This is a genomic window from Candidatus Omnitrophota bacterium (genome assembly GCA_018894435.1).
Lineage (GTDB): Bacteria > Omnitrophota > Gorgyraeia > JAHIPI01 > JAHIPI01 > JAHIPI01.
Genome location: JAHIPI010000089.1, coordinates 1 through 23,258, shown reverse-complemented (window position 1 = coordinate 23,258; position 23,258 = coordinate 1). Strand labels below are relative to the sequence as shown.

28 protein-coding genes are annotated in these 23,258 nt (G+C 46.2%); all 28 read left to right on the top strand.

From position 1 onward, the window contains the following. The coding region (locus tag KKI13_07760) for an N-acetyltransferase (protein ID MBU4488937.1) at window positions 1-431 on the top strand (431 nt) is incomplete at its 5' end. Continuing rightward, window positions 432-1,718 carry a 3-isopropylmalate dehydratase large subunit gene (gene leuC / locus KKI13_07755; protein ID MBU4488936.1) on the top strand — a complete coding sequence of 429 codons (1,287 nt, stop codon included), beginning with the start codon at window positions 432-434 and terminating at the stop codon, window positions 1,716-1,718. Beyond that, a complete protein-coding gene (locus KKI13_07750; protein ID MBU4488935.1) occupies window positions 1,715-2,206 on the top strand; it encodes a 3-isopropylmalate dehydratase small subunit in 492 nt (163 codons plus the stop codon). Before leuC ends, KKI13_07750 begins: the two co-directional genes overlap by 4 nt. Before the next feature lie 16 nt (window positions 2,207-2,222). Next, on the top strand, window positions 2,223-2,486 hold the full coding sequence (locus tag KKI13_07745) for a hypothetical protein (protein ID MBU4488934.1): 264 nt from the start codon (window positions 2,223-2,225) through the stop codon (window positions 2,484-2,486). A 2-nt stretch (window positions 2,487-2,488) separates the two neighbouring features. Then, window positions 2,489-3,535, top strand: a complete 1,047-nt coding sequence (locus KKI13_07740; protein MBU4488933.1) for a 3-isopropylmalate dehydrogenase — start codon at window positions 2,489-2,491, stop codon at window positions 3,533-3,535. Between the two features lie 150 nt (window positions 3,536-3,685). Then, entirely contained in the window at window positions 3,686-4,717 is a 1,032-nt protein-coding gene (locus KKI13_07735) for an aspartate-semialdehyde dehydrogenase (protein ID MBU4488932.1), read from the top strand. Further along, window positions 4,714-5,490 (top strand): tRNA pseudouridine(38-40) synthase TruA, encoded by a 777-nt coding sequence (gene truA, locus KKI13_07730; GenBank protein ID MBU4488931.1) that lies wholly within the window; start codon window positions 4,714-4,716, stop codon window positions 5,488-5,490. The genes KKI13_07735 and truA overlap by 4 nt, the downstream gene beginning before the upstream one ends. A 35-nt stretch (window positions 5,491-5,525) precedes the next feature. Next, window positions 5,526-5,954, top strand: coding sequence for a 50S ribosomal protein L13 (rplM, locus tag KKI13_07725; protein ID MBU4488930.1), 429 nt, complete (start codon window positions 5,526-5,528; stop codon window positions 5,952-5,954). 16 nt (window positions 5,955-5,970) lie between these two features. Further along, window positions 5,971-6,360, top strand: a complete 390-nt coding sequence (gene rpsI, locus KKI13_07720) for a 30S ribosomal protein S9 (GenBank protein MBU4488929.1) — start codon at window positions 5,971-5,973, stop codon at window positions 6,358-6,360. A gap of 146 nt (window positions 6,361-6,506) precedes the next feature. Further along, window positions 6,507-7,517: an N-acetyl-gamma-glutamyl-phosphate reductase gene (gene argC / locus KKI13_07715; GenBank protein MBU4488928.1), complete on the top strand. Its 1,011-nt coding sequence runs from the start codon at window positions 6,507-6,509 to the stop codon at window positions 7,515-7,517. A 2-nt stretch (window positions 7,518-7,519) separates the two neighbouring features. Continuing rightward, window positions 7,520-8,740, top strand: coding sequence for a bifunctional glutamate N-acetyltransferase/amino-acid acetyltransferase ArgJ (argJ, locus tag KKI13_07710; GenBank protein MBU4488927.1), 1,221 nt, complete (start codon window positions 7,520-7,522; stop codon window positions 8,738-8,740). A 9-nt stretch (window positions 8,741-8,749) separates the two neighbouring features. Further along, window positions 8,750-9,607, top strand: a complete 858-nt coding sequence (gene argB, locus KKI13_07705) for an acetylglutamate kinase (protein ID MBU4488926.1) — start codon at window positions 8,750-8,752, stop codon at window positions 9,605-9,607. Further along, the gene (locus tag KKI13_07700) at window positions 9,604-10,788 is read left to right on the top strand and encodes an aspartate aminotransferase family protein (GenBank protein MBU4488925.1); all 1,185 of its coding nucleotides are present in this window, start codon (window positions 9,604-9,606) and stop codon (window positions 10,786-10,788) included. Before argB ends, KKI13_07700 begins: the two co-directional genes overlap by 4 nt. A gap of 12 nt (window positions 10,789-10,800) precedes the next feature. Next, entirely contained in the window at window positions 10,801-11,730 is a 930-nt protein-coding gene (gene argF / locus KKI13_07695) for an ornithine carbamoyltransferase (protein ID MBU4488924.1), read from the top strand. Continuing rightward, window positions 11,727-12,911 (top strand): argininosuccinate synthase, encoded by a 1,185-nt coding sequence (locus tag KKI13_07690; protein ID MBU4488923.1) that lies wholly within the window; start codon window positions 11,727-11,729, stop codon window positions 12,909-12,911. The genes argF and KKI13_07690 overlap by 4 nt, the downstream gene beginning before the upstream one ends. Then, window positions 12,904-14,148: an argininosuccinate lyase gene (argH, locus tag KKI13_07685; protein ID MBU4488922.1), complete on the top strand. Its 1,245-nt coding sequence runs from the start codon at window positions 12,904-12,906 to the stop codon at window positions 14,146-14,148. The genes KKI13_07690 and argH overlap by 8 nt, the downstream gene beginning before the upstream one ends. Then, window positions 14,149-15,399 carry a diaminopimelate decarboxylase gene (gene lysA, locus KKI13_07680; protein ID MBU4488921.1) on the top strand — a complete coding sequence of 417 codons (1,251 nt, stop codon included), beginning with the start codon at window positions 14,149-14,151 and terminating at the stop codon, window positions 15,397-15,399. Beyond that, entirely contained in the window at window positions 15,396-16,214 is an 819-nt protein-coding gene (dapF, locus tag KKI13_07675) for a diaminopimelate epimerase (GenBank protein ID MBU4488920.1), read from the top strand. The genes lysA and dapF overlap by 4 nt, the downstream gene beginning before the upstream one ends. 14 nt (window positions 16,215-16,228) lie before the next feature. Then, the gene (dapA, locus tag KKI13_07670; protein ID MBU4488919.1) at window positions 16,229-17,101 is read left to right on the top strand and encodes a 4-hydroxy-tetrahydrodipicolinate synthase; all 873 of its coding nucleotides are present in this window, start codon (window positions 16,229-16,231) and stop codon (window positions 17,099-17,101) included. Beyond that, entirely contained in the window at window positions 17,098-17,778 is a 681-nt protein-coding gene (gene dapB / locus KKI13_07665) for a 4-hydroxy-tetrahydrodipicolinate reductase (GenBank protein ID MBU4488918.1), read from the top strand. Before dapA ends, dapB begins: the two co-directional genes overlap by 4 nt. 7 nt (window positions 17,779-17,785) lie before the next feature. Continuing rightward, window positions 17,786-18,946, top strand: coding sequence for an LL-diaminopimelate aminotransferase (locus KKI13_07660; protein MBU4488917.1), 1,161 nt, complete (start codon window positions 17,786-17,788; stop codon window positions 18,944-18,946). Continuing rightward, window positions 18,930-19,343, top strand: coding sequence for a 2-amino-4-hydroxy-6-hydroxymethyldihydropteridine diphosphokinase (gene folK, locus KKI13_07655; protein ID MBU4488916.1), 414 nt, complete (start codon window positions 18,930-18,932; stop codon window positions 19,341-19,343). The genes KKI13_07660 and folK overlap by 17 nt, the downstream gene beginning before the upstream one ends. After that, entirely contained in the window at window positions 19,344-20,189 is an 846-nt protein-coding gene (panC, locus tag KKI13_07650; GenBank protein ID MBU4488915.1) for a pantoate--beta-alanine ligase, read from the top strand. Beyond that, window positions 20,189-21,163: a quinolinate synthase NadA gene (gene nadA, locus KKI13_07645; protein MBU4488914.1), complete on the top strand. Its 975-nt coding sequence runs from the start codon at window positions 20,189-20,191 to the stop codon at window positions 21,161-21,163. Before panC ends, nadA begins: the two co-directional genes overlap by 1 nt. Window positions 21,164-21,260: 97 nt before the next feature. Continuing rightward, on the top strand, window positions 21,261-22,067 hold the full coding sequence (locus tag KKI13_07640; protein MBU4488913.1) for an aspartate dehydrogenase: 807 nt from the start codon (window positions 21,261-21,263) through the stop codon (window positions 22,065-22,067). Window positions 22,068-22,140: 73 nt separating this feature from the next. Next, window positions 22,141-22,383: a hypothetical protein gene (locus KKI13_07635; protein MBU4488912.1), complete on the top strand. Its 243-nt coding sequence runs from the start codon at window positions 22,141-22,143 to the stop codon at window positions 22,381-22,383. Between the two features lie 162 nt (window positions 22,384-22,545). Beyond that, window positions 22,546-23,100: a CDP-diacylglycerol--glycerol-3-phosphate 3-phosphatidyltransferase gene (gene pgsA / locus KKI13_07630; protein ID MBU4488911.1), complete on the top strand. Its 555-nt coding sequence runs from the start codon at window positions 22,546-22,548 to the stop codon at window positions 23,098-23,100. Then, the coding region (locus KKI13_07625; protein MBU4488910.1) for a phosphatidylglycerophosphatase A at window positions 23,090-23,258 on the top strand (169 nt) is incomplete at its 3' end. The genes pgsA and KKI13_07625, both read left to right, overlap by 11 nt.

The window sequence follows — 23,258 nt, the reverse complement described above, 5'->3', positions numbered from 1 at the left end:
TGACAGACGTGAGGAAGATACAGCGGCTGGTGAATTTTTACGCCAAAAAAGATGAGATGCTGCCGCTTTCTCTGAACGACTTGTATGACAAGATAAGGGACTTCTATGTCTATGAACAGAAAGGCAAGGTCATCGGGTGCGGGGCGCTGCATATATCATGGGAGAGATTAGGAGAAATAAGGTCTCTGGCGGTTCAAAAGGGCCGGCAGAAAAAGGGAATAGGCAGGCGGATCGTGAAGGAATGCATCAAGGAGGCAAGGAACTTGGGGCTTGAGAAGGTATTTGTCCTCACATATAAGCCGGAGTATTTCAGGCGATTTGGTTTCAAAGACATAGATAAATACCAGCTGCCGCACAAGGTGTGGACAGATTGCGTGAAGTGTGTCCATTTTCCGGACTGTACGGAAGACGCGTTGATTAAGGTACTCTAGATGGCATATACGATAACAGAAAAGATATTACTGGCGCACAGCGGGAAAAAGGCGATAGCTCCTGACGAATTCATAGACGCCAAGGTGGATCTTGCCCTCGGCAACGATATAACCGCGCCTTTAGCGATAAAAGAATTTGAACGGCTGGCCGTGAAAAAAGTATTCGACAAAGATAAGATAGCCCTTATCCCGGACCACTTTACACCTAATAAGGACCTAAAGAGTGCCAACCAGTGCAAAATATTGAGCGAATTTGCGTCGAAGCACAAAATAAAACATTATTATGAAGTAGGCCAAATGGGCATAGAGCACGCGCTTCTGCCGGAACTCGGCCTGGTTCTTCCGGGAGACCTCGTCATAGGCGCTGACAGCCACACATGTACTTACGGCGCGTTGGGGGCCTTTTCCACAGGCGTCGGCTCGACGGATTTAGCGGCTGCCATGATAACGGGCCGTTGCTGGTTCAGGGTGCCGAAGTCAATGAAGTTTATTTATAAAGGGAAGCTGAAGAGATGGGTAGGCGGCAAGGATCTCATATTGCATACTTTCGGCGACATAGGCGTCGAAGGCGCGCGCTACATGGCTATGGAATTCACGGGTGATACTATCGGGAATCTTTGCATGGACGACAGGCTTGCGATGTGCAATATGGCTATAGAAGCCGGAGGTAAGAACGGCATCATAGAGCCGGACGAGATTACGGAAAAGTATATTAAAAGCCGCTGGACTCTCGGTATAAGCAAGAAGAACAAGAGAAAATACAAGGTCTATAAAAGTGATAAGGACGCAAAATATTCGGACATTCGCGAGTATAATGTAAGCAAGATGGAGCCGCAGGTTGCGGCGCCGCATTTACCGAGCAACGCTAAACCGGTAAGCGCGTTCAAGAATGTAAGCATAAATCAGGCGGTAATAGGTTCTTGTACAAACGGGAGAATTAGCGATTTGCGCATGGCGGCCAAGGTCCTAAAAGGCAAAAAAGTAAATTCGCGGGTAAGGGTGATAATAATACCCGCCACTCAGAATATATATCTGGACGCGTTGAAAGAAGGGCTTATAGAGACGTTTCTCAAAGCGGGCGCAGTTGTTTCCACTCCGACGTGCGGGCCATGCCTCGGCGGGCACATGGGTATTCTCGGCGCCGGCGAAGTGGCCATAGCCACGACCAACAGAAATTTCAAGGGCAGGATGGGCGATTTGGGAAGCAAAATCTACCTCTCAAATCCCGCCGTAGCGGCCGCAAGCGGCATAAAAGGAAAGATAACTCATCCAGGCGAGGTAGCATGAAAGCAAAAGGCACAGTGCACAAATTCGGAGATAACGTCAATACCGACGACATAATACCGGCAAAGTTTCTTAATACGACCGATTCCAAGGAGCTGGCATCGCATTGCATGGAAGGCATAAGCGCCGATTTCGCGAAGAACGTGAAGCCGGGCGATATTATAGTTGCCGGCAGGCATTTCGGCTGCGGCTCGAGCCGCGAACACGCGCCGTTTTCCATAAAATCGGCGGGTATATCCTGTGTGATAGCGGAGACTTTTGCAAGGATATTTTACCGGAACAGCATTAATATAGGGTTACCGATACTGGAGAGTAAAGAGGCGGCGCGCGGGATAAACGACGGCGATGAGATAGAAGTGGATTTTAAAAGCGGCGAAATAAAGGATATTACGACAGGGGAGATCTATAAGTCCCAGAGCTTTCCGGAGTTTATGCGGAAGATAATAACGGCCGGCGGACTTCTGAATATGCTGAATAGTGATAACATCTGATAGAAAAGGGGGCGGCATGAAAATTAAAAAAGAAACGAAGACCATAATAGCCTATACCTATAATTATAAAATAAAATGTGATGTTTTTATGTCTCCCGGAAGCCGCTTGTCCGACTTTATCGGTAGCTTGGGCCAGAAACAGTTTATACCGGCTTCAAACGCTGTAGTCAGTGATATTTTCGGCAACCCCGTGTGCAAGGCAAAGTTTTTAGAGCTTAATGTAAATGAGATACTATTTTTAATACCAGATGATGATTTGTTAACAGAAAGGAAAGCATAACGATGTACAGGATTGCGGTAATACCCGGCGATGGAACGGGGCCGGAAGTAATCAAAGAAGGGTTAAAGGTATTGGAAGCAGTCAGCAAAAAAACAGGCTTCAAATACGAAACTACCATGTACGATTTTGGCGGAGAGCGTTATAAAAAGACAGGCGAGGTCCTTCCGGATTCAGCTATTAGTGAACTAAAAAAGTTTAACGCCATTTATCTTGGTGCGGTAGGGCATCCCGACGTAAAACCGGGCATCCTCGAGAAGGGGCTTCTTCTAAAGCTGAGGTTCGGCCTTGAACAGTATATAAATCTGAGGCCGGTTAAGCTGTATCCCGGTGTATGGACGCCGCTTAAGGACAAAGGGCCGGAAGATATAGATTTTGTCGTAGTACGCGAAAATAACGAGGGCCTTTATGTCGGCGAAGGCGAATTTATAAAGAAGGGTACGAAAGACGAAGTCGCAGTCCAGGTTTCCAGAAATACAAGGCACGGAGTGGAACGCTGCCTTAGATACGCCTTTGAATACACAAAGAAGCGCAACAAGAGAAAGAAGCTCACCCTTTGCGGCAAGACGAATGTTCTTACCTATGCCTTTGATCTGTGGGAAAGGGTATTTCATGAAGTGGCGAAAGAATATCCGGATATAACTACGGATTATGCGCACGTCGATGCCACATGTATGTGGATGGTAAAAAATCCCGAGTGGTTTGACGTCATCGTTACAGACAACATGTTCGGTGATATCATTACAGATCTCGGAGCTATGATACAGGGTGGTATGGGTATTGCCGCCGGCGGCAATCTGAATCCGGAAGGCGTGTCAATGTTTGAACCCATAGGCGGTTCGGCGCCGAAGTACACGGGCAAGAACGTGATAAACCCGCTTGCGGCGATATGCGCCGGAGCTATGATGCTTGAGACGCTTGGCGAAGACAAGGCGGCCGAGATGATAGAAAAGTCGGTTATGAAAGTTACGACTATGATGAAGAGCATGTCCGCCGGCAAGATGGGCTACAGCACGACAGAAGTCGGGGACCTTGTTGTGAAGAATTTGTAAAGCCGTAGAAGCCGTAACCAAAAGCGATAGGTCTGGTTGTAAAGCTACTCGGCGGGACATGTTCCGTGGTACTAATCTGGCAATTCTAACCTGGTTAGATTTGCCAGATTGCGAGGAACGTGTCCCGCGTCAAGTGATGGAGAAAAACATATGTCCAAGCAATGGAACTTGGCGATAATGGGGGCCACGGGGGCTGTGGGACAGAAGTTTATTGAAATACTTGAAGAGCGTAATTTTCCGGTAAAAGAAATAAAGTTTCTGGCCTCAGAACGTTCCAAAGGCAAAGATATTACTTTTAAGGGCAAGAAATATCCCGTTCGGGTATTGACTCACGATTCTTTCAAAGGTGTGGAGTTGGTATTGGCGAGCGCGGGAGCATCAAGGAGCCTTGAGTTCCTGCCGAGTGCCGTAAGAGCGGGTGCCGTGTGCGTGGATAATTCCAGCGCATTTCGCATGGATAAGAATGTGCCTTTGGTGGTGCCGGAAGTAAACCCGCAGGACGCAAAGAAGCACAAGGGTATAATAGCAAATCCTAACTGCTCTACCATTCAGATGGTGGTAGCGCTGTACCCGCTTCATAAAGTCTCTAAGATAAAGAGAATAGTCGTCTCCACCTATCAGTCGGTTTCGGGTGCCGGCCAAAAGAAGATCCTCGAGATGTTTGAGCAGGCAAGAGAAATAGCTAAAGATTCTTCGGCGCATAAGATCAATAAGCATAATGTGCCGAAAGAGAATATCAGGGAATTTCCTTACCAGACAGCGTTCAATCTTATTCCGCAAATAGACGTATTTTTGGACAATGCCTATACCAAGGAAGAGATGAAGATGCTCCACGAGACGAGGAAGATAATGGGCGATGATTCGATAAATGTTACCGCCACCGCCATAAGAGTGCCGGTATTTTATGCCCATTCAGAAAGCGTAAATATAGAGACCGAGAAGAAGATAACTGCCGCTGAGGCGCGGAATATACTCAAGTCAGCGCCCGGGGTTATCGTTATAGATGACCCGAAGAAGGGTTTATACCCCATGCCTCTGGATGCAGAGGGCAGGGACGAGACATTTGTCGGCAGGATAAGAGAGGATGAATCCGTTAAGAACGGGCTTAATCTCTGGATCGTTGCCGATAACCTGCGAAAAGGCGCCGCGCTGAACGCGATACAAATTGCAGAATTGCTTTGAGAAATATAAAACTCACCATCGAATACGACGGCACTGATTACAACGGCTGGCAGATACAGCATAAAGACCAGAAGCGAAAAGGTGGAAGAGTAAAAACTATACAGGGCGTCCTTGAGGGCGCTCTCTTTGATTTATTGGGCGAAAGAGTAAGGTTGATTTCCTCGAGCAGGACGGATAGCGGAGTTCACGCGGAAAATCACACAGCGAATTTTCGGTCATCTGCCAAACTGACGAGCGCCCGGATTAAAAAAGCGCTTAATTCACTTACGCCTCCTGATATAGTCATAAAGGAAGCCGAGGAAGTGAGAGGTGATTTTAACTCTCAGTACGATGCGCTATCCAAAACCTACCGCTATCTTATATGCAATAGCGAACATATTTCGCCATTTCTGAGAAAATATGCATATCATTTTAAGCAGCCGCTCAATTTTTCTTTGATGCGGAAGGAAGCAAAGGCGCTGATCGGCAGGCATAACTTTTCCTCATTCAAATCGGCCTATAAAGGAAGCGATGGCGGCCAAAGGAAGAATAGCATAAGGACGGTAAAGCGCCTGGAGATAAGATCCAAAAAAGGTCTTATAGAGATAATAATAGAAGCGGACGGTTTCCTCTATAATATGGCGCGCAATATTGCGGGGACTTTGATAGAAGCGGGTAGGGGCAGGTTTCCTTCCGGAAGCGCGCGCCATATATTGAAAAAGAAGGATAGAAGGCTGGCGGGCCCGACTGCCCCGGCAAAAGGGCTATGTCTGCTTAATGTAAAATATGCTTGACAAAAAAGTGACAATATGTTACTATTCCATTTCTTATGAAGACATATTCAGCTAAAGCTAAAGACGTAAAAAGAGACTATTTTGTGGCTAATGCCGAAGGCAAAGTACTCGGAAGGCTCGCAACGCGCATAGCTTCGATATTGGCCGGCAAGCATAAGGTCATATATACCCCACATGTGGATACGGGGGACTTCGTAATTGTCGTAAATGCCGATAAGATAAAGGTTACGGGCAAAAAATCTACAGAGAAGATCTACGCAAGTTATTCCGGTTATCCCGGCGGCTTAAAGGAACGGAACTTCGAGACGATGCTCGTGAGGAAGCCAAAGGATATAATGCGCCTTGCGGTGAAGAGGATGCTGCCGCATACGCGTCTCGGAGAGAAGATGCTGCGCAAGCTCAGGCTTTATACAGCTTCCGAAAAACCCGAACTTCCGAAAAAAGCGAAAGAGATAACGGCATAATAAAGAAAAGGCAGAAATGAAAGAAGTCATTAACTCGCTAGGAAGAAGAAAAGAGGCAGTCGCAAGAGTCTTCTTGACTCCGGGTACGGGGAATATAGAGGCCAACGGCCTTACGCTTGACGCATATTTTCCTACAGAGGCACAGCGTATCACCATCAGGAAGATATTTGATCTGGCGGAACTTTTGCGTAAATACGATATTAGGGCCAACATCAAAGGCGGCGGCAAGAGCGGCCAAGCAGGCGCATTGCGCCTGGGCCTAGCGCGAGCAGCGGTAAAAGTGGATCCTTCCATAAAGAAATCGCTTAAAGTAGCCGGCGTACTTACGAGGGATTCCCGCATGAAAGAGCGCAAAAAGTACGGCCAGAAGAAGGCCCGCAAGAAATTCCAATATTCTAAGAGGTAACGGTTAAAATTCTCCGCCAAAGGCGGATCCGCCTCTCTGGCGGAAAATTGCAAAAAAATACCTATCAGGTCAACCTCGACGAATAATGGTTGACAGGATAGGTATTTTTATTTATAATTGATGATTATAACGACGGAGGTATAAAGGTGATCAAGGTAAGTGTCGTCGGTGCTACAGGTTATACGGGCGAGGAGCTCGTTGCTATTTTGGCTTCGCACAAAGATGTCAAGATAGTTTCTTTAAGCGCGATCATAGACAAGCCGACAAATATATCGGATCTCTTCCCGAGGCTTAAGGGCAGAGTAGATGTGGTATGCAAGAGTTTCGATTTTAACGAAGCGGCCAGTTCTTCCGACGTAATTTTTCTAGCGCTGCCGCACAGGGTCTCAATGGATTTTGCTCCGAAGTTTTTAAATGCGGGTAAAAAGGTGATAGATCTGAGCGCCGATTACAGGCTGCCGAGTGACTTATACGAAAAATGGTACGGAAAAGGCCACGCCGATGCGAAAAACATAGCGAAGGCGGTTTACGGGCTGCCCGAATTATTCAGGAGCGAAATAAAAAAGGCGGACTTAATAGCGAATCCCGGCTGCTATCCGACGAGTGTGATATTGGCCGTTGCGCCTCTTATTAAAAGCGGGGGCGTGCAGCTAGACAATATAATAGCGGATTCAAAAAGCGGCATAACGGGCGCCGGAAGGAAGGCATCCATAGACCTTCTGTTCGGCGAGATAGCGGATAATTTCAAAGCTTATAAAATCGGCGCGCACCAGCATATGCCGGAGATGATAGAAATACTTAAAAACCTTGCCGGAAGAGATGTGGATATACTTTTCGCGCCGCATGTAATACCGATAAAGAGGGGTATATTATCGACTGTTTATACGAAGCCTATCAAGAAGATCGACCAGAAAGAGGTCAATAAAATCTACTCCGATTTTTATAAGAATGAATTTTTTGTGAGATTCAAAAGTGATACGCTTCCCGAAATAAAAGACGTAGCATATACGAACTTCTGCGACATAGGCGTAAGAGTGACGGATAAAAATATCGTAGCAGTCTCCGTAATAGACAACCTCTTAAAAGGCGCAGCAGGACAGGCAGTGCAGAACATGAATATAATGTTTGGGTTTGACGAAAAGGAAGGCCTGGTTTAGAGATGAAGATAATAAAAGGCGGTGTTACTTCCCCTTTGGGCTTTACAGCAAACGCGGTAAAAGCCGGCATAAAAAGGTCCAAAAGGCTTGACCTTGCTCTTTTATGTTCGGAGGTTCCGGCAATAGCGGCGGCTGCCTTTACGAAGAATAAGTTCCAGGCATCGCCTATTAAGATAAGCAGCGCCCATTTACGGAATAGGACGCATCGGGCTCTCATAGTAAATAGCGGCAACGCGAACTGCGCTAACGGAAGAGCGGGCGACAGAGATGCGCTTTTAATGACAGAACTTGCGGCAGATGCTCTTGCCATTAATAGTGAAGAGGTCTTGGTAGCCTCAACGGGCGTTATAGGGAAATATCTGCCGATCTTGAAGATAAAGGGAAAGATCCCCGAGCTTGTTGACGGGCTGGACGAAAAAAACGGAAGTATCTTCGCCCAGGCCGTGATGACGACTGACCGAACCAAAAAAGAGCTGGCGGTTAAGTTTAAACTGGGCACGTCCATTGTTACTATAGGCGGCGCTTGTAAGGGGGTAGGGATGATCTACCCGGAATTGGAAGCGGCAAAACACGCGACAATGCTCTGTTTTCTAACAACAGACGCCGCCATATCCAGAAAATTGCTGGAGGATGCCCTCGGCGAGTCGATCGGGGATTCCTTTAATATGATATCGGTCGATGGCGATATGAGCACAAACGACTCATGTTTTCTTTTGGCTAACGGCCTTGCCGGCAATAAAAAGATAAATCAGAAATTCGGCGATTATAAAGACTTTACTGCGGCCCTTGGGCTGATAACGATGGAGCTTGGGAAGATGCTTGTTAAAGACGGCGAGGGCGCGACAAAATTTGTGGAAATAGAAGTGAAACACGCTCAGAGCGAAAAGGATGCCAAGCGAGTAGCGAGGAAAGTGTCGACATCCAACCTCCTAAAATGCTGTGTTTTCGGGGGCGATCCTAATTGGGGGCGAGTGGTAGCGGCGTGCGGCTCAAGCGACGCAAATATAGACCCTTTAAAAGTAGATATATACCTCGGCGGCGTCAAGGTATTTGCAAACGGCGAGAGATTGAGAAGGTATAACGAAGAAAAAGTCAAACGGCTTTTTAGGGGCAAAGATATAGGCATAAAGATAGATTTGAAAAACGGCGGGCATAAGGCCATCGCCTGGACGTGCGATCTGTCAAAAGAATACGTTGCCATAAATTCGAAGTACAGCACATAGCAGGGAAAAATGATGAAAGAAGCTATCAAAAAGAGCGAAGTATTAATAGAGGCGGTACCATATATAAAGAAGTTCTTTAAAAAGGTAGTCGTCATAAAATACGGCGGATCAGCCGTTGATGAAAAAGGCATAGAGAAGAGCATTCTCGAAGACGTAATGTTCATGAACTACGCCGGCATGAGACCGATCATCGTCCATGGAGGCGGGCCGTTTATTTCCAAGATGATGAAGAAATCCGGCATAGAGCCGAAATTTATCGGGGGAAGAAGGTATAGCGATGCGCAGTCAATCCGAATCATCGAAAAGGCCCTCAGGATCATAAACCAAAATATTACAAAAGTGCTGAAGGGGATGGGAGCAGAGGCCTTCGGTTTGAGCGGAGGGGAAAACCACCTCATAAAAGTGAAGAAGATGAAAAGTAAAGTCGACCTCGGATTTGTGGGCGAGGTGACGTCGGTAGATACAACCGTCGTGAAGCGCCTTATAGAGGACAGTATAATACCCGTCATTTATCCTTTGGGTATAGGCAGAGACGGGAATATTTATAATGTCAATGCGGATGATGTGGCAAGCGAGATAGCGATGGCGTTAAAAGCGGAAAAATATGTACTCCTTACAAATGTAAGGGGCATAATGAAGGACAAAAAGAAGCCTGATAGCTTATATCATACTTTGAAAGCCGGCGTAGTGAAAAAATTAATAAAAAGAGGGGTTATAGATGCCGGGATGATACCTAAAGCCCAGTCCTGCGTCAATGCAGTGAGGGGCGGGGTGAAAAAGGCGCATATATTGGATGCAAATCTGCCCCATGCACTTTTATTAGAGATATTTACGGACAAGGGGATAGGGACGGAGATAGTGAAATGACAAAGACAGAATTGATAAAGGAAAAATATGATAAATACGTCATGCCGACTTATGCAAGGGACGGTATCGCTTTTGCAAAAGGAAAAGGCATAACACTTTGGGATGCTGACGGAAAAGAGTACCTTGACTTTTTTCCCGGATGGGCTGTCAGCGGTATCGGCCATTGCCATTCTAAGGTAGTCGCGGCCATAAGGGAGCAGGCGGGGGTATTGATCCATGTCTCCAATAATTATTACAGCGAGCTTCAGGCCGAGCTTGCAAAGAAGATAATATATCACGCCTTTCCGGGCAAGGTGTTCTTCGGGAATAGCGGAGCGGAGGCAAACGAATGTGCCGTTAAATTGGCGCGAAAATACGGCAGCCAGTCGAAGAGATATGAGATCATAACTATGGAAAAGTCCTTCCACGGAAGGACGATAGCCATGATCACAGCTACGGGCCAGGATAAGGTGAAGCACGGTTTTGAGCCGCTTTTAGAGGGCTTTAAGACGATTCCTTTTAACGACTTGGCAGCTGTGAAAGCGGCCGTTACGGAGAAGACCGTGGCCATAATGATCGAACCGATCCAGGGCGAAGGCGGGATTAATGCCGCTGATAAATCATATATTGAAGGATTGAGGAAACTGTGCGACGAAAAGGATATGCTCCTTATATTCGATGAAGTACAAACGGCTATGGGAAGAACCGGCGAGATGTTCGCGTTTAAAAATTACAATGTTCAGCCGGACATTATGACGCTGGCCAAATCGCTCGGAAGCGGCGTACCTATAGGCGCGACTGTTGCCTCATCCAGAATAGCCGACACCCTGACTGCCGGTACCCATGCCTCTACTTTTGGCGGCAGCCCCATAGTTTCGGCCGCGGCTTTGGCGACATTTGAAGCTATAGAAAAAGAAGGCCTTCTTGAAAACGCGAGAGATATGGGCGCATATTTGAGAGAAAAGCTGGAGGGCCTGAAGAAGGAGTTTGACTTTGTAAAAAAGATAAAAGGTATCGCGCTTATGATAGGCGTCGAGCTTTCTATCGACGGCAAGCAGATATTTAATGAATGCCGAAAGAGGGGACTATTAATAAATTGCACACAGGGCAACATTCTTCGGATCATGCCGCCTCTTACCGTAAAGAAAGAAGACATAGATAAGGCGATTAAGATTATAAAAGAAAGCATGGCTACAATATAAGGACAGGCAAACATGAAAAAAGACCTATTATCGTTAAAAGATCTGACCGAGGAAGATGCCTTTTATATATTTGAACTCGCAGAAGGGCTTAAGGCAGGGGTAGGCGAATTTGAAAGGCCGTTAAGCGGTAAATCAGTCGGCCTCATATTTCAGAAGCCGTCAAACAGGACGCGGCTCTCTTTTGAAGTCGGAATATTCCAGCTCGGCGGTAATGCCGTTTATATGACGGGCGAAGATATAAAACTGGGCGTTAGGGAATCTATTAAAGACGTGGCAAAGGTGCAGTCAAGATATCTTGACGGTATCATAACGAGGACCTTTACGCATAAAGATGCAATTACGCTTGCGAAGTTTGCCGAAATACCCGTAATAAACGGATTGAGCGATCTTTATCATCCGTGTCAGGCGCTTAGCGACATATTCACCCTGAAAGAGAAACTTGGCAAACTTACGAATGTGACGCTTGCCTATGTAGGCGACGGTAATAACGTGCTTAATTCTCTTATGTACGCCGCTGCTCTGACAGGAGTAAATATCAAGTTTTCGACACCTCCGGGATACGAACCGAAAAAGGATTTAGTCGAAGATGCCAAAGAAGTAGCCGATAAAAACAAAACCGACGTACTCTATTTTAAAGACCCTGAGGATGCCGTAAAAGGCGCCGATTGCGTGTATACCGACGTTTGGGCAAGTATGGGCCAGGAGACGGAACGGGATAAGAGGGGCAAAGATTTTGAGGAATATCGGATAAATGACAAGTTATTCGGAAAGGCGAAGAAGGATGCTATCTTCATGCATTGCCTGCCGGCACACAGGGGTGAAGAGGTGGCGGATTCGGTCCTAGACGGCCCTAATTCCGTTGTTATAGACCAGGCGGAGAACAGGCTCCACGTGCAGAAAGCTATTCTTACAGTTTATATAGGAGGAAAGAAAAAACAATGACTCCAAAAGTCGTTCTCGCATATTCAGGCGGTTTGGACACTTCGGTGGCGATAAAATGGTTTACCAAAAAGGGCTACGACGTTATCGCTTATATGGCTGACGTCGGGCAGGAATCCGACTTCAATCGGTATCGCCAGAGGGCGCTCAATACAGGCGCTATAAAAGTGATAGTGGAAGACCTGAAAGATGAGTTCGTGAAGGACTTTGTCTTTAAGGCGTTGAAAGCGGACGCTGTTTATGAACACGGCTATCTTTTGGCGACGGCGCTCTCAAGGCCGATTATAGCTAAAGGCCTTGTTGAAGCAGCCCATAGAGAAAAGGCTCGATTTGTGGCGCACGGATGCACGGGAAAAGGTAATGACCAGGTCAGATTTGAAGTCACCATAGGTGCTTTGGATCCAAAATTGAAGATACTCGCACCGGTTAGGGAATGGGAACTCAAGACGCGGCAGGAAGAAATAGAGTATGCTAAAAAGAATAAGATACCAATTGATACAACGAAAAAAAAGCCCTACTCACTTGATATTAATCTTTGGGGAGTATCGATTGAAAGTGGGAAGCTGGAAGATCCTTATTTTGAGCCTGATGAAGATATCTATCAGGTTACAAAAGGAGTGAATAAGGCTAAGGCGGAGCCTTGCTATGTCACAATAGAATTCAAAAACGGCATCCCCGTCAAGCTGAACGGGAAAGCAATGAAGGGCGTTGATCTTATATTGAAGCTCGCTAAAATAGCGGGATCGGCCGGTGTCGGAAGAAGCGATATGATAGAGAACAGGCTCGTTGGTATAAAGTCGCGAGAGATCTACGAAGCGCCTGCCGGTTGGCCGCTATATACGGCGCATAACGCGCTCGAGAGCCTTGTGTTAGACAGGGAGCTTATCCATTTCAAGGATATGGTAGCGTCCAAGTACGCGGAACTCGTCTATTACGGTCTTTGGTATTCGCCGCTTCGAGAGGCGCTCGATAAATTTATTGATGAGACTCAGAGATACGTGAACGGCACCGTTAAATTGAAGCTTCACAGGGGAAATTGCATAGCGGTAGGCAGAAAATCACCTAATTCCTTATATAAAAAAGAGCTCGCCACTTATGAAGAAGGCGATAAATTCGACCAGTCGCTTGCGAAGGGCTTTATAGAGATATGGGGCCTGCCGTATAAAGGGAGAAAACATGTCTAAAAAAATGTGGGGTGGGAGATTCAAAAAAGAAATAGATAGGGACTTTTTTGAGTTCCAGAAGTCCATTCATTACGATTACAAGCTGGCAAAGTACGACATAGTCCACTCTTTGATACATACCGTTACTTTGGCTGACGCCAAGTTTTTATCCCTGAAAGAAAAGGAAAAACTGATTAAGGCGTTGGAAGAAATCAGCAAAAATGTCAAGGAAGGTAAGTTCGCATATGATGCCGCCGCAGAGGATATACATACGGATATTCAGAATAAAGTCGCTAAAAAAGTAGGCAAACTTGCTTTGAAGCTCCATACCCTAAGATCAAGAAATGACCAGATCGCCTTTGATGAAAAGGGGTATTGCTATGATGAAAGTTTTGCAATTGCAAAACTTTTGGATAGCTTTTTAAAATCTCTGTCTTTTTTGGGAAAAAAATACGGAAAACATTATATTGTCGGTTATACTCATACCCAGAGAGCGCAAAAGGTTCTTTTTGCGAATTATATAGCCACATATTATGCTATGTTTGCCAGGGACAAAAAAAGATTAGAGTATTTTTATTCGAACATACCTCTTTACATAGGTGCGGGGGCTTTAGCCGGAAGCTCTATAGCAAAGTTTTATAATGACGCATTAGCAAAAACGAAAAAGAAACTTCTTACAGATAATATTTTTGTAAAAGAGATAAAGCCTTTTCTTAATTCGCTGGATGCTGTAAGTGACAGGGACTTTCTCATTGAGCTTTTAAGCATTTTAGCTATTATTCAGATGCATCTCTCGAGGTTAGCCGAGGACCTGATATTGTATTCTACCAAAGAGTTTAACTTTATTAATTTGCCGGAGGAATTCTGTACGGGGTCGAGCATGATGCCCCATAAGAAAAACCCGGATTTTCTTGAATTAGTAAGAGGCTATACCGGTAGAATATACGGAAATCTGATGTCGGTACTGACTATTATGAAAGGCCTTCCGCTTACGTACAACAGAGACATGCAGCTTGATAAAGAACCGTTATTTTCATCGGTCGATACTGTGAAAAATGAATTAGAGATTATGGCGCACTTTCTTATAGGTGTAGAGTTAAAGACGGAAACAATCAAAGCTGCTTTGAAAGATATAGATCTGGCCGCTGTTGACATGGCTGAGAAACTGGTCCGGGACAAGAAGATGCCTTTCAAAGAGGCTCATGATATGGTTGGCAGGTATATAAGGTCCGCGGAAGAAAAGAAAGCAAAAAGGTAAATGCACGAATTTAAATACAGAGACAACATATTATACTGCGAAGATGTGCGGGTGGCTGATATCGCCAAAAAAGTCGGCACACCTTTTTATCTATACAGCTACCAGACGATCGTGGATCATTTCCGCAAACTGAAGGATGCCTTCAGGGAGATAGACCCCCTCATATGCTTTTCTATGAAGTCAAACGCAAATCTTGCGGTATGTAAGGCGCTTCTGAATGAAGGTGCGGGGCTTGACATCGTCTCAGGGGGAGAGCTTTACAGGGCGATAAAGGCGGGGGCCGACCCAAAAAAAATAGTCTACGCCAGCGTCGGAAAGAAGAAAGAAGAAATAAGAGAAGCGATAAGGCGCGGCATATTTATGTTTAATGTGGAATCTGTGGCGGAGTTGGCGCTTATAAACAGGATTGCCGGCAACATGTCTAAAAAAATAGACGTGGCCATAAGGGTCAACCCCGATGTGAAGCCCAAGACGCACAAGCATATAACTACCGGCACAAAGGAGACGAAGTTTGGCATTGCCCTTTCAGTCGTAGAGAATATATTTGACAATTCTAATAGGTACCGCCATCTCAACTTAATAGGGCTGCACATTCACATAGGTTCCCAGATAACCGAAGCGGCGCCTTATATAAAGGCGATAAAGAAGGTCATATCTTTTATAAAAGATGCGAGGATAGACGTAAAGTCACTTAATATAGGCGGAGGGCTGGGTATAATATACTCCAAAGAAAAGCCGCAGACGGCAAAAGAATTTGCGAATGCCATCCTGCCGCTTTTTAAGGGGTCGGGGCTCAGGATAATACTTGAGCCCGGAAGGTTCATTATCGGCAATAGCGGGATCCTCGTGACGTCGGTCCTGTATGTAAAGAAGACGCAGTCTAAGAAATTTGTGATAGTGGATGCCGGCATGAACGACCTTATAAGGCCCAGTTTTTATGAGGCGTATCATGAAATAGCGCCCGTTACCAGACGGCCGGGTGCGGCAATGGACAACATAGATGTAGTGGGGCCGATATGCGAAAGCGGAGATTTTCTTGCCAAAGACAGGCGCTTTCAAGAAGTGCGGCCAGGCGATATTTTGGCTGTGATGAGCGCGGGGGCGTACGGTTTTTCAATGGCGTCTAATTATAACGCAAGGCCCCGGCCATGCGAAGTAATGGTAATCAATGGAAGATTCTACATAATAAGGCGCAGGGAAAGATACGAGGACCTCATAAGAGGGGAATCCATACCAAAGGCGCTTAAATGAATACGATAGAGTTTACCAAGTTAGTTGCTACGGGCAATGATTTTATTCTCATAGACAACGCCCGTAAAAAGGTGGAGAGTAGAGTAGGGAGCCTTTCAAAGCTTGCAAAGCTTGTTTGCGCGAGAAGGCACTCCATAGGCGCCGACGGCCTTTTGGTGTTGGAAGGTTCGCGAAGAGCCGATGTGGCTATGCGCATATTTAATCCGGACGGCAGCGAGCCAGAGATGTGCGGCAACGGCTCGAGATGCCTGGCGTATTACGTTGCCCATAGAGGTATAACGGGAAATAATCTTTCAATAGAGACTCAAGCAGGCGTCCTTAAGGCAGTTGTCCGTAAAGATATGGTCAAAGTAGGAATGACCGATCCGGAGGATCTGCGGCTTAATATCGCGCTTCACTCCGGCAGCGAAACGATAAACCTGGCTTTCGTAAATACCGGCGTTCCGCATGCTGTCCATATTGTGAGATCACTCGGCGCAGTCGATGTAAAAAAGATAGGAAGGCAGATCCGTTACCATAAGATATTTGCTCCGGCCGGGACGAATGTAGATTTTATAAAGATACACGGCGCTCGCGTGATCTCAATGAGGACTTATGAGAGGGGCGTAGAAGACGAGACATTTGCCTGCGGTACGGGAGCAGCAGCAAGCGCGATTATAGCGTCGGAATTGAAGAATGTCAGGTCGCCCGTTAAAGTGAGGACTTTCGGCGGAGAAGCCCTTACAATATATTTTAAAAAGAAAGACAGTGGATATAAGGATGTATTTTTAGAAGGCGCGGTCAAATTGGTATTTGACAGTACCATAAAAATCTAGGAATGGTGATAAATATGTTTAAAGGTTCGATGGTAGCTTTGGTTACGCCGTTCAGGAACGGGAAGATAGACGAGAAGGCCTTAAAGGATTTGGTAGAATTCCATATAAAAAACGGTACGTCGGCCCTTGTGCCCTGCGGCACAACGGGTGAATCGCCCACACTGTCGTATGAGGAGCATGACAGGGTAATCGAGCTTACTGTCGAGCTTGCGAAAGGCAGGGTACCGGTTATAGCAGGTACCGGTTCAAACTCGACCGATGAAGCGATAGCGCTTACTAAGCACGCCGAAAGCTCAGGCGCGGCCGCATCGCTTCAAGTAAGCCCGTATTACAACCGGCCGACGCAGAAGGGGCTATATCTCCATTTTAAAGCGATAGCGGATTCCGTAAAGATACCGCTGATACTTTATAATATAGCCTCAAGGACAGGCGTCAATATTGAGCCGGAGACATTTGTGAAGCTCGCCGAGATAAAGAACATAATCGGCGTAAAAGAGGCGAGCGGCTCACTCGACCAGATGTCGCGCATAAGGCAGCTTTCACCCAAGGATTTTCTTCTCATATCCGGAGACGATTCGCTGACTTTGCCGCTTATGTCGATAGGGGGCGTGGGCGTCATATCGGTAGTGGCCAATATCATACCGAAAGACGTTTCGGATATGTGCGCCGCATTTCTTGGGAGCGATACAAAAAAAGCCGAAGCGCTGCATTATAAGATGCTTCCCCTCGTGAAGGCGGTGTTTATAGAGACCAATCCCATTCCGGTAAAGGCGGCGATGGGCCTTATGAAGATGATAGATCCGGAGATACGACTGCCATTATGCGATATGGCGCCGGAAAATAAAGAGAAACTGGTTAAAGCCCTGAAGGATTATAGACTTATATGATAAAGATCGCGATAGCGGGTTCGCACGGAAAAATGGGGAAGAGGATCATCGCCTTGGCTGAAAAGGATAAGGCTATAACGGTTGTCTCGGAATTTGATGTAGGAACTGACGCCGAGCGCGAGATAGCAAAATGCGACATCCTGATAGACTTTACAGCGCCTCAAGCTACGGTGGAACATGTCAAAACAGCCGAGCACTTAAAGAAAGGCATCGTTATAGGTACCACAGGATTATCTAAAGAAGAGAATGAAGCGATCCAAAGGACGTCCAAAAATATCCCTATTGTGATATCGCCCAATATGTCGGTGGGGGTTAATTTGCTTTTTAAACTTTGCCAGGATACAGCCCGGACATTATCAAAGGACTATAAAGTTTCCATGCGCGAAGTTCACCATATCTATAAGAAAGATTCGCCGAGCGGTACAGCCAAGAGGTTGGCAGATCTGGTGGCTTTGGAGCACAAAATACCTGCCGCGGAAATCCCTATAGAATCCATAAGAGAAGGAGAGGTTGTAGGCGATCACAAGGTTATGTTTGAGTCTGACGAAGAGGTTATAGAACTTTTTCATAGCGCGAAGAGCCGCGATACGTTTGCCGCGGGTGCTCTTAAAGCAGCAAAGTTTTTAGCAGGCAAAAAGAGCGGGCTTTTCAGCATGCGCGACGTATTGGGGATTTGATATGAAGATAGAAATAAGCGAAAGATTAAAGAAGCTTCCGCCGTATCTATTTGTTGAGATAGATAAGGCCAAGAAGAAAGCAAAAGATGAAGGCCGCGATATTATAGATCTCGGCGTAGGTGATCCCGATATTCCGACGCCCAATTTTATAATAGAGGCGATGAATAAGGCGCTGAGAGATCCTTTGACGCACCGTTATGCCCTAGACCAGGGCATGCCGGAGTTTAGAAGGGCAGCCGCCGGCTGGTTTAAAAAACGATTCGGCGTGGAGCTTGATTACGAAAACGAAATCCATCCTCTAATAGGCTCAAAAGAAGGCATAGCTCATATGCCTTTAGCGTTTATAGATCCGGGCGACATCGTTCTGGTGCCGGATCCATGCTATCCGCCCTACAGGTCGGGGACTATCTTTGCCGGCGGAGAGGTATTGTCTATGCCGCTCGTAGAAAAGAACCATTTTTTACCCGACATAAGAGCCATAAATCACCATCTTCTTCACAGAGCAAAGATGATATTCCTCAATTATCCCAACAATCCTACCGGAGCGGTGTGCGATAAGAGGTTCTTAAAGGATATAGTTGAATTTGCAAAGAAGCGCGATATTATCGTCTGCCAGGATGCGGCATACTCTGAAATAGCATTCGATGGCCTCAGGCCGCCGAGCATACTGGAGATAGAGGGCGGAAAGACTGTAGCGGTGGAATTCCACTCGCTTTCAAAGACATTCAACATGACGGGCTGGCGTATAGGTTTTGTTTGCGGTAATGCCCGGCTCGTAAAAGGACTGGCAAAGGTCAAAGCCAATATAGATTCCGGAGTTTTCTCCGCAATACAGCGCGCGGGCATAGTCGCGCTGGAGAATTACGAAAAGCACATAGGCTCCGTTATTAAAGTTTACGAGGAGAGGCGCAACATATTGGTAGAAGGGCTTAATCGTATAGGCTGGAATATCGAGAAGCCGAAAGCGACCTTTTATGTATGGGCCAAGGTGCCTCCAAGGCATACTTCGGCAACATTCGCCCAGATGCTTCTGGATAAGGCGGATATCGTAGTCACGCCCGGTAATGGGTTTGGAGAATCGGGCGAGGGATATATCCGTATGGTGATAACGGTCGATAAGAAGAGGCTCGCGGAAGCGGTAAAAAGAATAGATGAAAAAATTCGTTAACTGCTATATAGGCGTAGGTTCAAATATAGGCGATCGGCGTAAATATGTAGACAGCGCGATCCTCGAGCTGAAGAAAAATAAAAGCATACGGTTTAAAAAAGCATCGTCAATATATGAAACAGAGCCGGTGAGCGAGATGCCGCAGGGTAAATTTTTAAACGGCGTACTGGAGATAGAGACCTCTCTCACGCCTCTTGAACTTTTAGTGGCCCTGAACAATATAGAGAAGACACTTGGCCGCGTGAGAACGGTTAAAAGCGGGGCTCGGACAATAGACCTTGATATACTTTATTACAGCAATAAAAAGATAAAGAAAAAAGATCTTATTATCCCGCATCCACGCATAAGTGAAAGGGAGTTTGTGCTTAAAGGGTTGAGGGAACTGGGTAAAGTGTAAATGAAGATCATAACGGACCCGGCGAAGATGAGAAAGTTTATCGCAAACGAAAAGGCCCGCGGCAGGAAAATAGGTTTTGTACCGACAATGGGCTATCTTCATAAAGGCCATCTCGCGCTTATCCGGCGCGCAAAGCGGGAAAATGGCATTGTCGTCATGAGTGTATTTGTAAATCCCGCGCAATTTGGGCCTGGGGAAGACTATACGAAATACCCCCGCGATTTTAAGAAAGACGCGCGCATGGCAAAAAAAGAAGGCGTCAACGCGATATTTTATCCCGCAGTAAAAAGTATGTATCTTCCGGGCCACTCTACGTATATTAACGTTGAAAAGCTATCAGGCCATTTGTGCGGCCGCCGAAGGTCGGGCCATTTTAGGGGCGTAGCCACAATCGTTGCGAAATTGTTTAATATAATTTCCGCCGACAATGCCTATTTCGGCCAAAAAGACGCCCAGCAGGCAGTTATTATAAAGAAGATGGCAGAAGATCTAAATATTCCGGTCGAGATAAAGACTATTCCCACGGTAAGAGAGAAAGACGGCCTTGCCATGAGTTCGAGAAACGCCTATCTTAACAAAAAAGAGAGGTATGAGGCGACAGCGCTTTTTAAATCGCTTTCGCTGGCAAAGAAGATGATAAAGCAAGGCGAAAGAGGAAGCCGCAAGATAATAAAGACGATAAAGGATTTTATAAGTAAAAACAGTTCTGCCAGGATAGATTATGTCTCAGTAGCAGATCTTGGCAGCCTAAAAGAGATTAAAGCGCTGAAAGGGCAGGTCTTAATAGCAATAGCCGCTTATTTTGGCAAGACGCGGCTTATTGATAATGTGATTTTGGAGGTATAATGCTTCAAACGCCGGAACAAAAAGACAAAAAGTATCTGGATAAGCTAAGGAAGCGCATTGCGGAACTCAAATTGGAGCGAAACGCCGTTATAATAGTGCATAATTACCAGCGGGACGAGATACAAGAAATCGCTGACATAAGCGGAGATTCGCTCGCGCTGAGCCAGGCCGCTGTCCGGACAGACGCGAAAGTCATTGTCTTTTGCGGGGTCCATTTTATGGCGGAGAGCGCGTCTATTTTAAATCCGGGCAAGATGGTACTTTTGCCCGTCAAAGAGGCCGGATGCCCCATGGCGGATATGGTCAATGCGGAAAAACTTCGGGCAACGAAAGAAAAGTATCCGGACGCGGCGATCGTCAGTTATGTCAATTCATCCGCCACGGTTAAAGCCGAAAGCGACATTTGCTGTACATCAAGCAATGCGATAGTTGTTGTAAAAGCGCTCCCTAACAAAAGGATTATATTCGTCCCCGATAAAAACTTAGGAAGATATGTCCAGGCAAATCTTCCGGATAAAGAGATAATACTTTGGGAAGGGTTCTGCCCCACGCATATAAGAGTACAGGAAGAAGAGGTCCTCGCGGCAAAGAGAGAACATCCGGGCGCGGAATTTGTGGCTCATCCCGAATGTAACCCCGGCGTTCTGAAGCTTGCCGACCACATATGCTCAACAGGCGGTATGTTTAAGTTTGTAAAATCCTCGGAGGCAAAAGAATTTATAATAGGCACCGAAAGCGGCATGCTTTATAAACTGCGGAAAGACAATCCGAATAAAAGATTCTATCTTCCGACAGACCACCTTATTTGTCCAAGCATGAAGCTTACGACGCTTGGCTGGGTAGCGCATTCCCTGGAGATGCTTGTGTATGAGATAAAGGTACCCGGAGAGATAGCCGAAAAGGCGCGAAAAGCGCTGGATAAGATGCTTAAGGTCACAGGCGAGGCTACGGGCAGCGCGATGTCGGGGTATTAAAGTTTAGCTTGAACCATCATTGCGAGGCACGAAGTGCCGAAGCAATCCCTTTGAGGAGATTGCTTCGCTGCGCTCGCAATGACAATTTGGATAACATATGATAAAAGTGGGGATAATAGGGTGCGGGGCGATTGGCGGTGTCATAGCCGATGCGATCGTTAATAGATTTAAAGGTTCCATCACGCTTCTCGGCGTTTCGGACATAAACGAGAAGAATAGCCAAGATCTGATAAAAAGATTAGGCCTTGAAATAGAAGCCTTAAAACAGGATGAACTTATAAAGCGATGCGATTTTATCGTAGAATCCGCCTCCGGAAGCGTCTCTTATGAAATCGCGAAGGAAGCGCTTCAGGCCGGTAAGAGCATAATCGTAATGAGCACAGGCGGACTATTAAATAAGCCCGATATTTTCGAAATTGCGGAAAAATCGTCTGGCAAGCTGTACATCCCTAGCGGCGCTATATGCGGGCTTGACGCTCTTAAGGCCGCAATGATGGCAAGTGTTCGATCTGTTACGTTGACGACTAAAAAGCCGCCAAAAGGACTCGCAGGCGCGCCTTACATAGCAGAGAATAAAATAGATTTAAATTCCATAAAGAATGAGACGGTCATTTTTGAAGGGACGGCCGTTGAGGCGGTGAAAGGCTTTCCGAAAAATGTCAATGTGGCGGCCACATTGAGCCTTTGCGGGCTGGGAGCAAAGAAGACAATAGTCCGCATAGTGACTTCGCCTGACTATACTTCAAATACACATGAGGTGGAGATCGAAGGCGATTTCGGCAGGCTTAAGACGGTAACGAATAATGTGCCGATGCCGGCGAACCCGAAGACGAGTTACCTCGCGGCACTGTCGGCTATAGCGGTATTGGACGGAATCATAAGTAGTGTAAAAATAGGAAATTAATCCGCCAAAACGGCGGCGGATCGATTTTGAGAGCAATAGCGTTAAATCGAATAGAGAAGGGGGGTGAAGTTAAATGGCAACAAAAGTCGCAAAATGCGGTATTAAGAGGCAGAAAGGTTATCTCTATTTCATAGACAAGAAGGGTGATGTTTCTTGCGCTAAAATGGCACGCGGTAAGAAAAAGGGAGGTAGCCCGAAGAAAGTCGTAAAAGTCGGCGTAAAGAAGCAGAAAGGTTATCTTTATTTCGTCGACAAGAAGGGCGATGTCTCCTGCGCCAAGATGGTAAGAGGCGGAAGGAAGAGAAAGAAAAGATAAGGTTATTTAAAAGTGTCATTGCGAGGAGCGGAGCGACGAAGCAATCCCTTTACAGAGATTGCTTCCCGCTTCGCTTTGCTCGCGGTCGCAATGACGATGTGTGCAAATTTATGAACTCCGCCCTTCCTAGCTGGGCGAGGTTCCGCAGGAAGGAAGGGCGGAGTGAACCTACCCAATAAGTTGACAATATTACGGATGGTGCTGGCGGTTGTTTTTTTGGTTTTTCTCTTTGCCCACGGCGCCATCTATAAAATACTTGCCTTTTTAACATTCTTGATAGCCGCTCTTTCGGATTTTTTCGACGGTTACCTCGCAAAAAAATATAACATGATAAGCGACTTTGGCCGGCTTATGGACCCCATAGCCGATAAAGTCCTTGTAATCGCCGCATTTCTCGCGTTTGTGGAGATGGATATTGTGCCGGCGTGGATGGTGGTGATAATCATTTTTAGGGAATTCGTCGTCACCGGCATGCGGCTTCTGGCGCTCCAGAAGCGCGAAGTCATTGAAGCGACTATGGGAGGAAAGCACAAGACCGTCTCGCAAATGGTTTCCATATTTATCATATTGCTTTTTCTTATCTTCAGGGAATTTGGACGGCCCTTTCCGGAAGGAATCATATTGGTCTTGATGACCATTACCGTAATATTGACTATTATAAGCGGAACCTCATTTTTTTTAAGAAACCGCAGAATAATCTGGCCTAATGAAAGATAGACTCGTAAAGACAATAGCCACGTTTTTCGGTGTCGGCTACCTTCCCTTTATGCCCGGCACATGGGGGAGCCTCGCGGGCGTTTTTATCTATTTTTTGGTACGCCACAATGACTATCTTTTTTTAGGCGCTTTAATTACACTATTTTTACTTGGCGCAT

Coding starts and splice junctions, on each gene's coding strand:
- KKI13_07700 (MBU4488925.1), top strand. CDS start 9,604: ATGACAAAGACAGAATTGATAAAGGAAAAATATGATAAATACGTCATG.
- KKI13_07735 (MBU4488932.1), top strand. CDS start 3,686: ATGTCCAAGCAATGGAACTTGGCGATAATGGGGGCCACGGGGGCTGTG.
- argJ (MBU4488927.1), top strand. CDS start 7,520: ATGAAGATAATAAAAGGCGGTGTTACTTCCCCTTTGGGCTTTACAGCA.
- dapF (MBU4488920.1), top strand. CDS start 15,396: ATGAATACGATAGAGTTTACCAAGTTAGTTGCTACGGGCAATGATTTT.
- KKI13_07640 (MBU4488913.1), top strand. CDS start 21,261: ATGATAAAAGTGGGGATAATAGGGTGCGGGGCGATTGGCGGTGTCATA.
- rplM (MBU4488930.1), top strand. CDS start 5,526: ATGAAGACATATTCAGCTAAAGCTAAAGACGTAAAAAGAGACTATTTT.
- panC (MBU4488915.1), top strand. CDS start 19,344: ATGAAGATCATAACGGACCCGGCGAAGATGAGAAAGTTTATCGCAAAC.
- leuC (MBU4488936.1), top strand. CDS start 432: ATGGCATATACGATAACAGAAAAGATATTACTGGCGCACAGCGGGAAA.
- rpsI (MBU4488929.1), top strand. CDS start 5,971: ATGAAAGAAGTCATTAACTCGCTAGGAAGAAGAAAAGAGGCAGTCGCA.
- KKI13_07635 (MBU4488912.1), top strand. CDS start 22,141: ATGGCAACAAAAGTCGCAAAATGCGGTATTAAGAGGCAGAAAGGTTAT.
- argB (MBU4488926.1), top strand. CDS start 8,750: ATGATGAAAGAAGCTATCAAAAAGAGCGAAGTATTAATAGAGGCGGTA.
- KKI13_07750 (MBU4488935.1), top strand. CDS start 1,715: ATGAAAGCAAAAGGCACAGTGCACAAATTCGGAGATAACGTCAATACC.
- argF (MBU4488924.1), top strand. CDS start 10,801: ATGAAAAAAGACCTATTATCGTTAAAAGATCTGACCGAGGAAGATGCC.
- KKI13_07745 (MBU4488934.1), top strand. CDS start 2,223: ATGAAAATTAAAAAAGAAACGAAGACCATAATAGCCTATACCTATAAT.
- folK (MBU4488916.1), top strand. CDS start 18,930: ATGAAAAAATTCGTTAACTGCTATATAGGCGTAGGTTCAAATATAGGC.
- dapB (MBU4488918.1), top strand. CDS start 17,098: ATGATAAAGATCGCGATAGCGGGTTCGCACGGAAAAATGGGGAAGAGG.
- argH (MBU4488922.1), top strand. CDS start 12,904: ATGTCTAAAAAAATGTGGGGTGGGAGATTCAAAAAAGAAATAGATAGG.
- dapA (MBU4488919.1), top strand. CDS start 16,229: ATGTTTAAAGGTTCGATGGTAGCTTTGGTTACGCCGTTCAGGAACGGG.
- nadA (MBU4488914.1), top strand. CDS start 20,189: ATGCTTCAAACGCCGGAACAAAAAGACAAAAAGTATCTGGATAAGCTA.
- KKI13_07690 (MBU4488923.1), top strand. CDS start 11,727: ATGACTCCAAAAGTCGTTCTCGCATATTCAGGCGGTTTGGACACTTCG.
- lysA (MBU4488921.1), top strand. CDS start 14,149: ATGCACGAATTTAAATACAGAGACAACATATTATACTGCGAAGATGTG.
- KKI13_07740 (MBU4488933.1), top strand. CDS start 2,489: ATGTACAGGATTGCGGTAATACCCGGCGATGGAACGGGGCCGGAAGTA.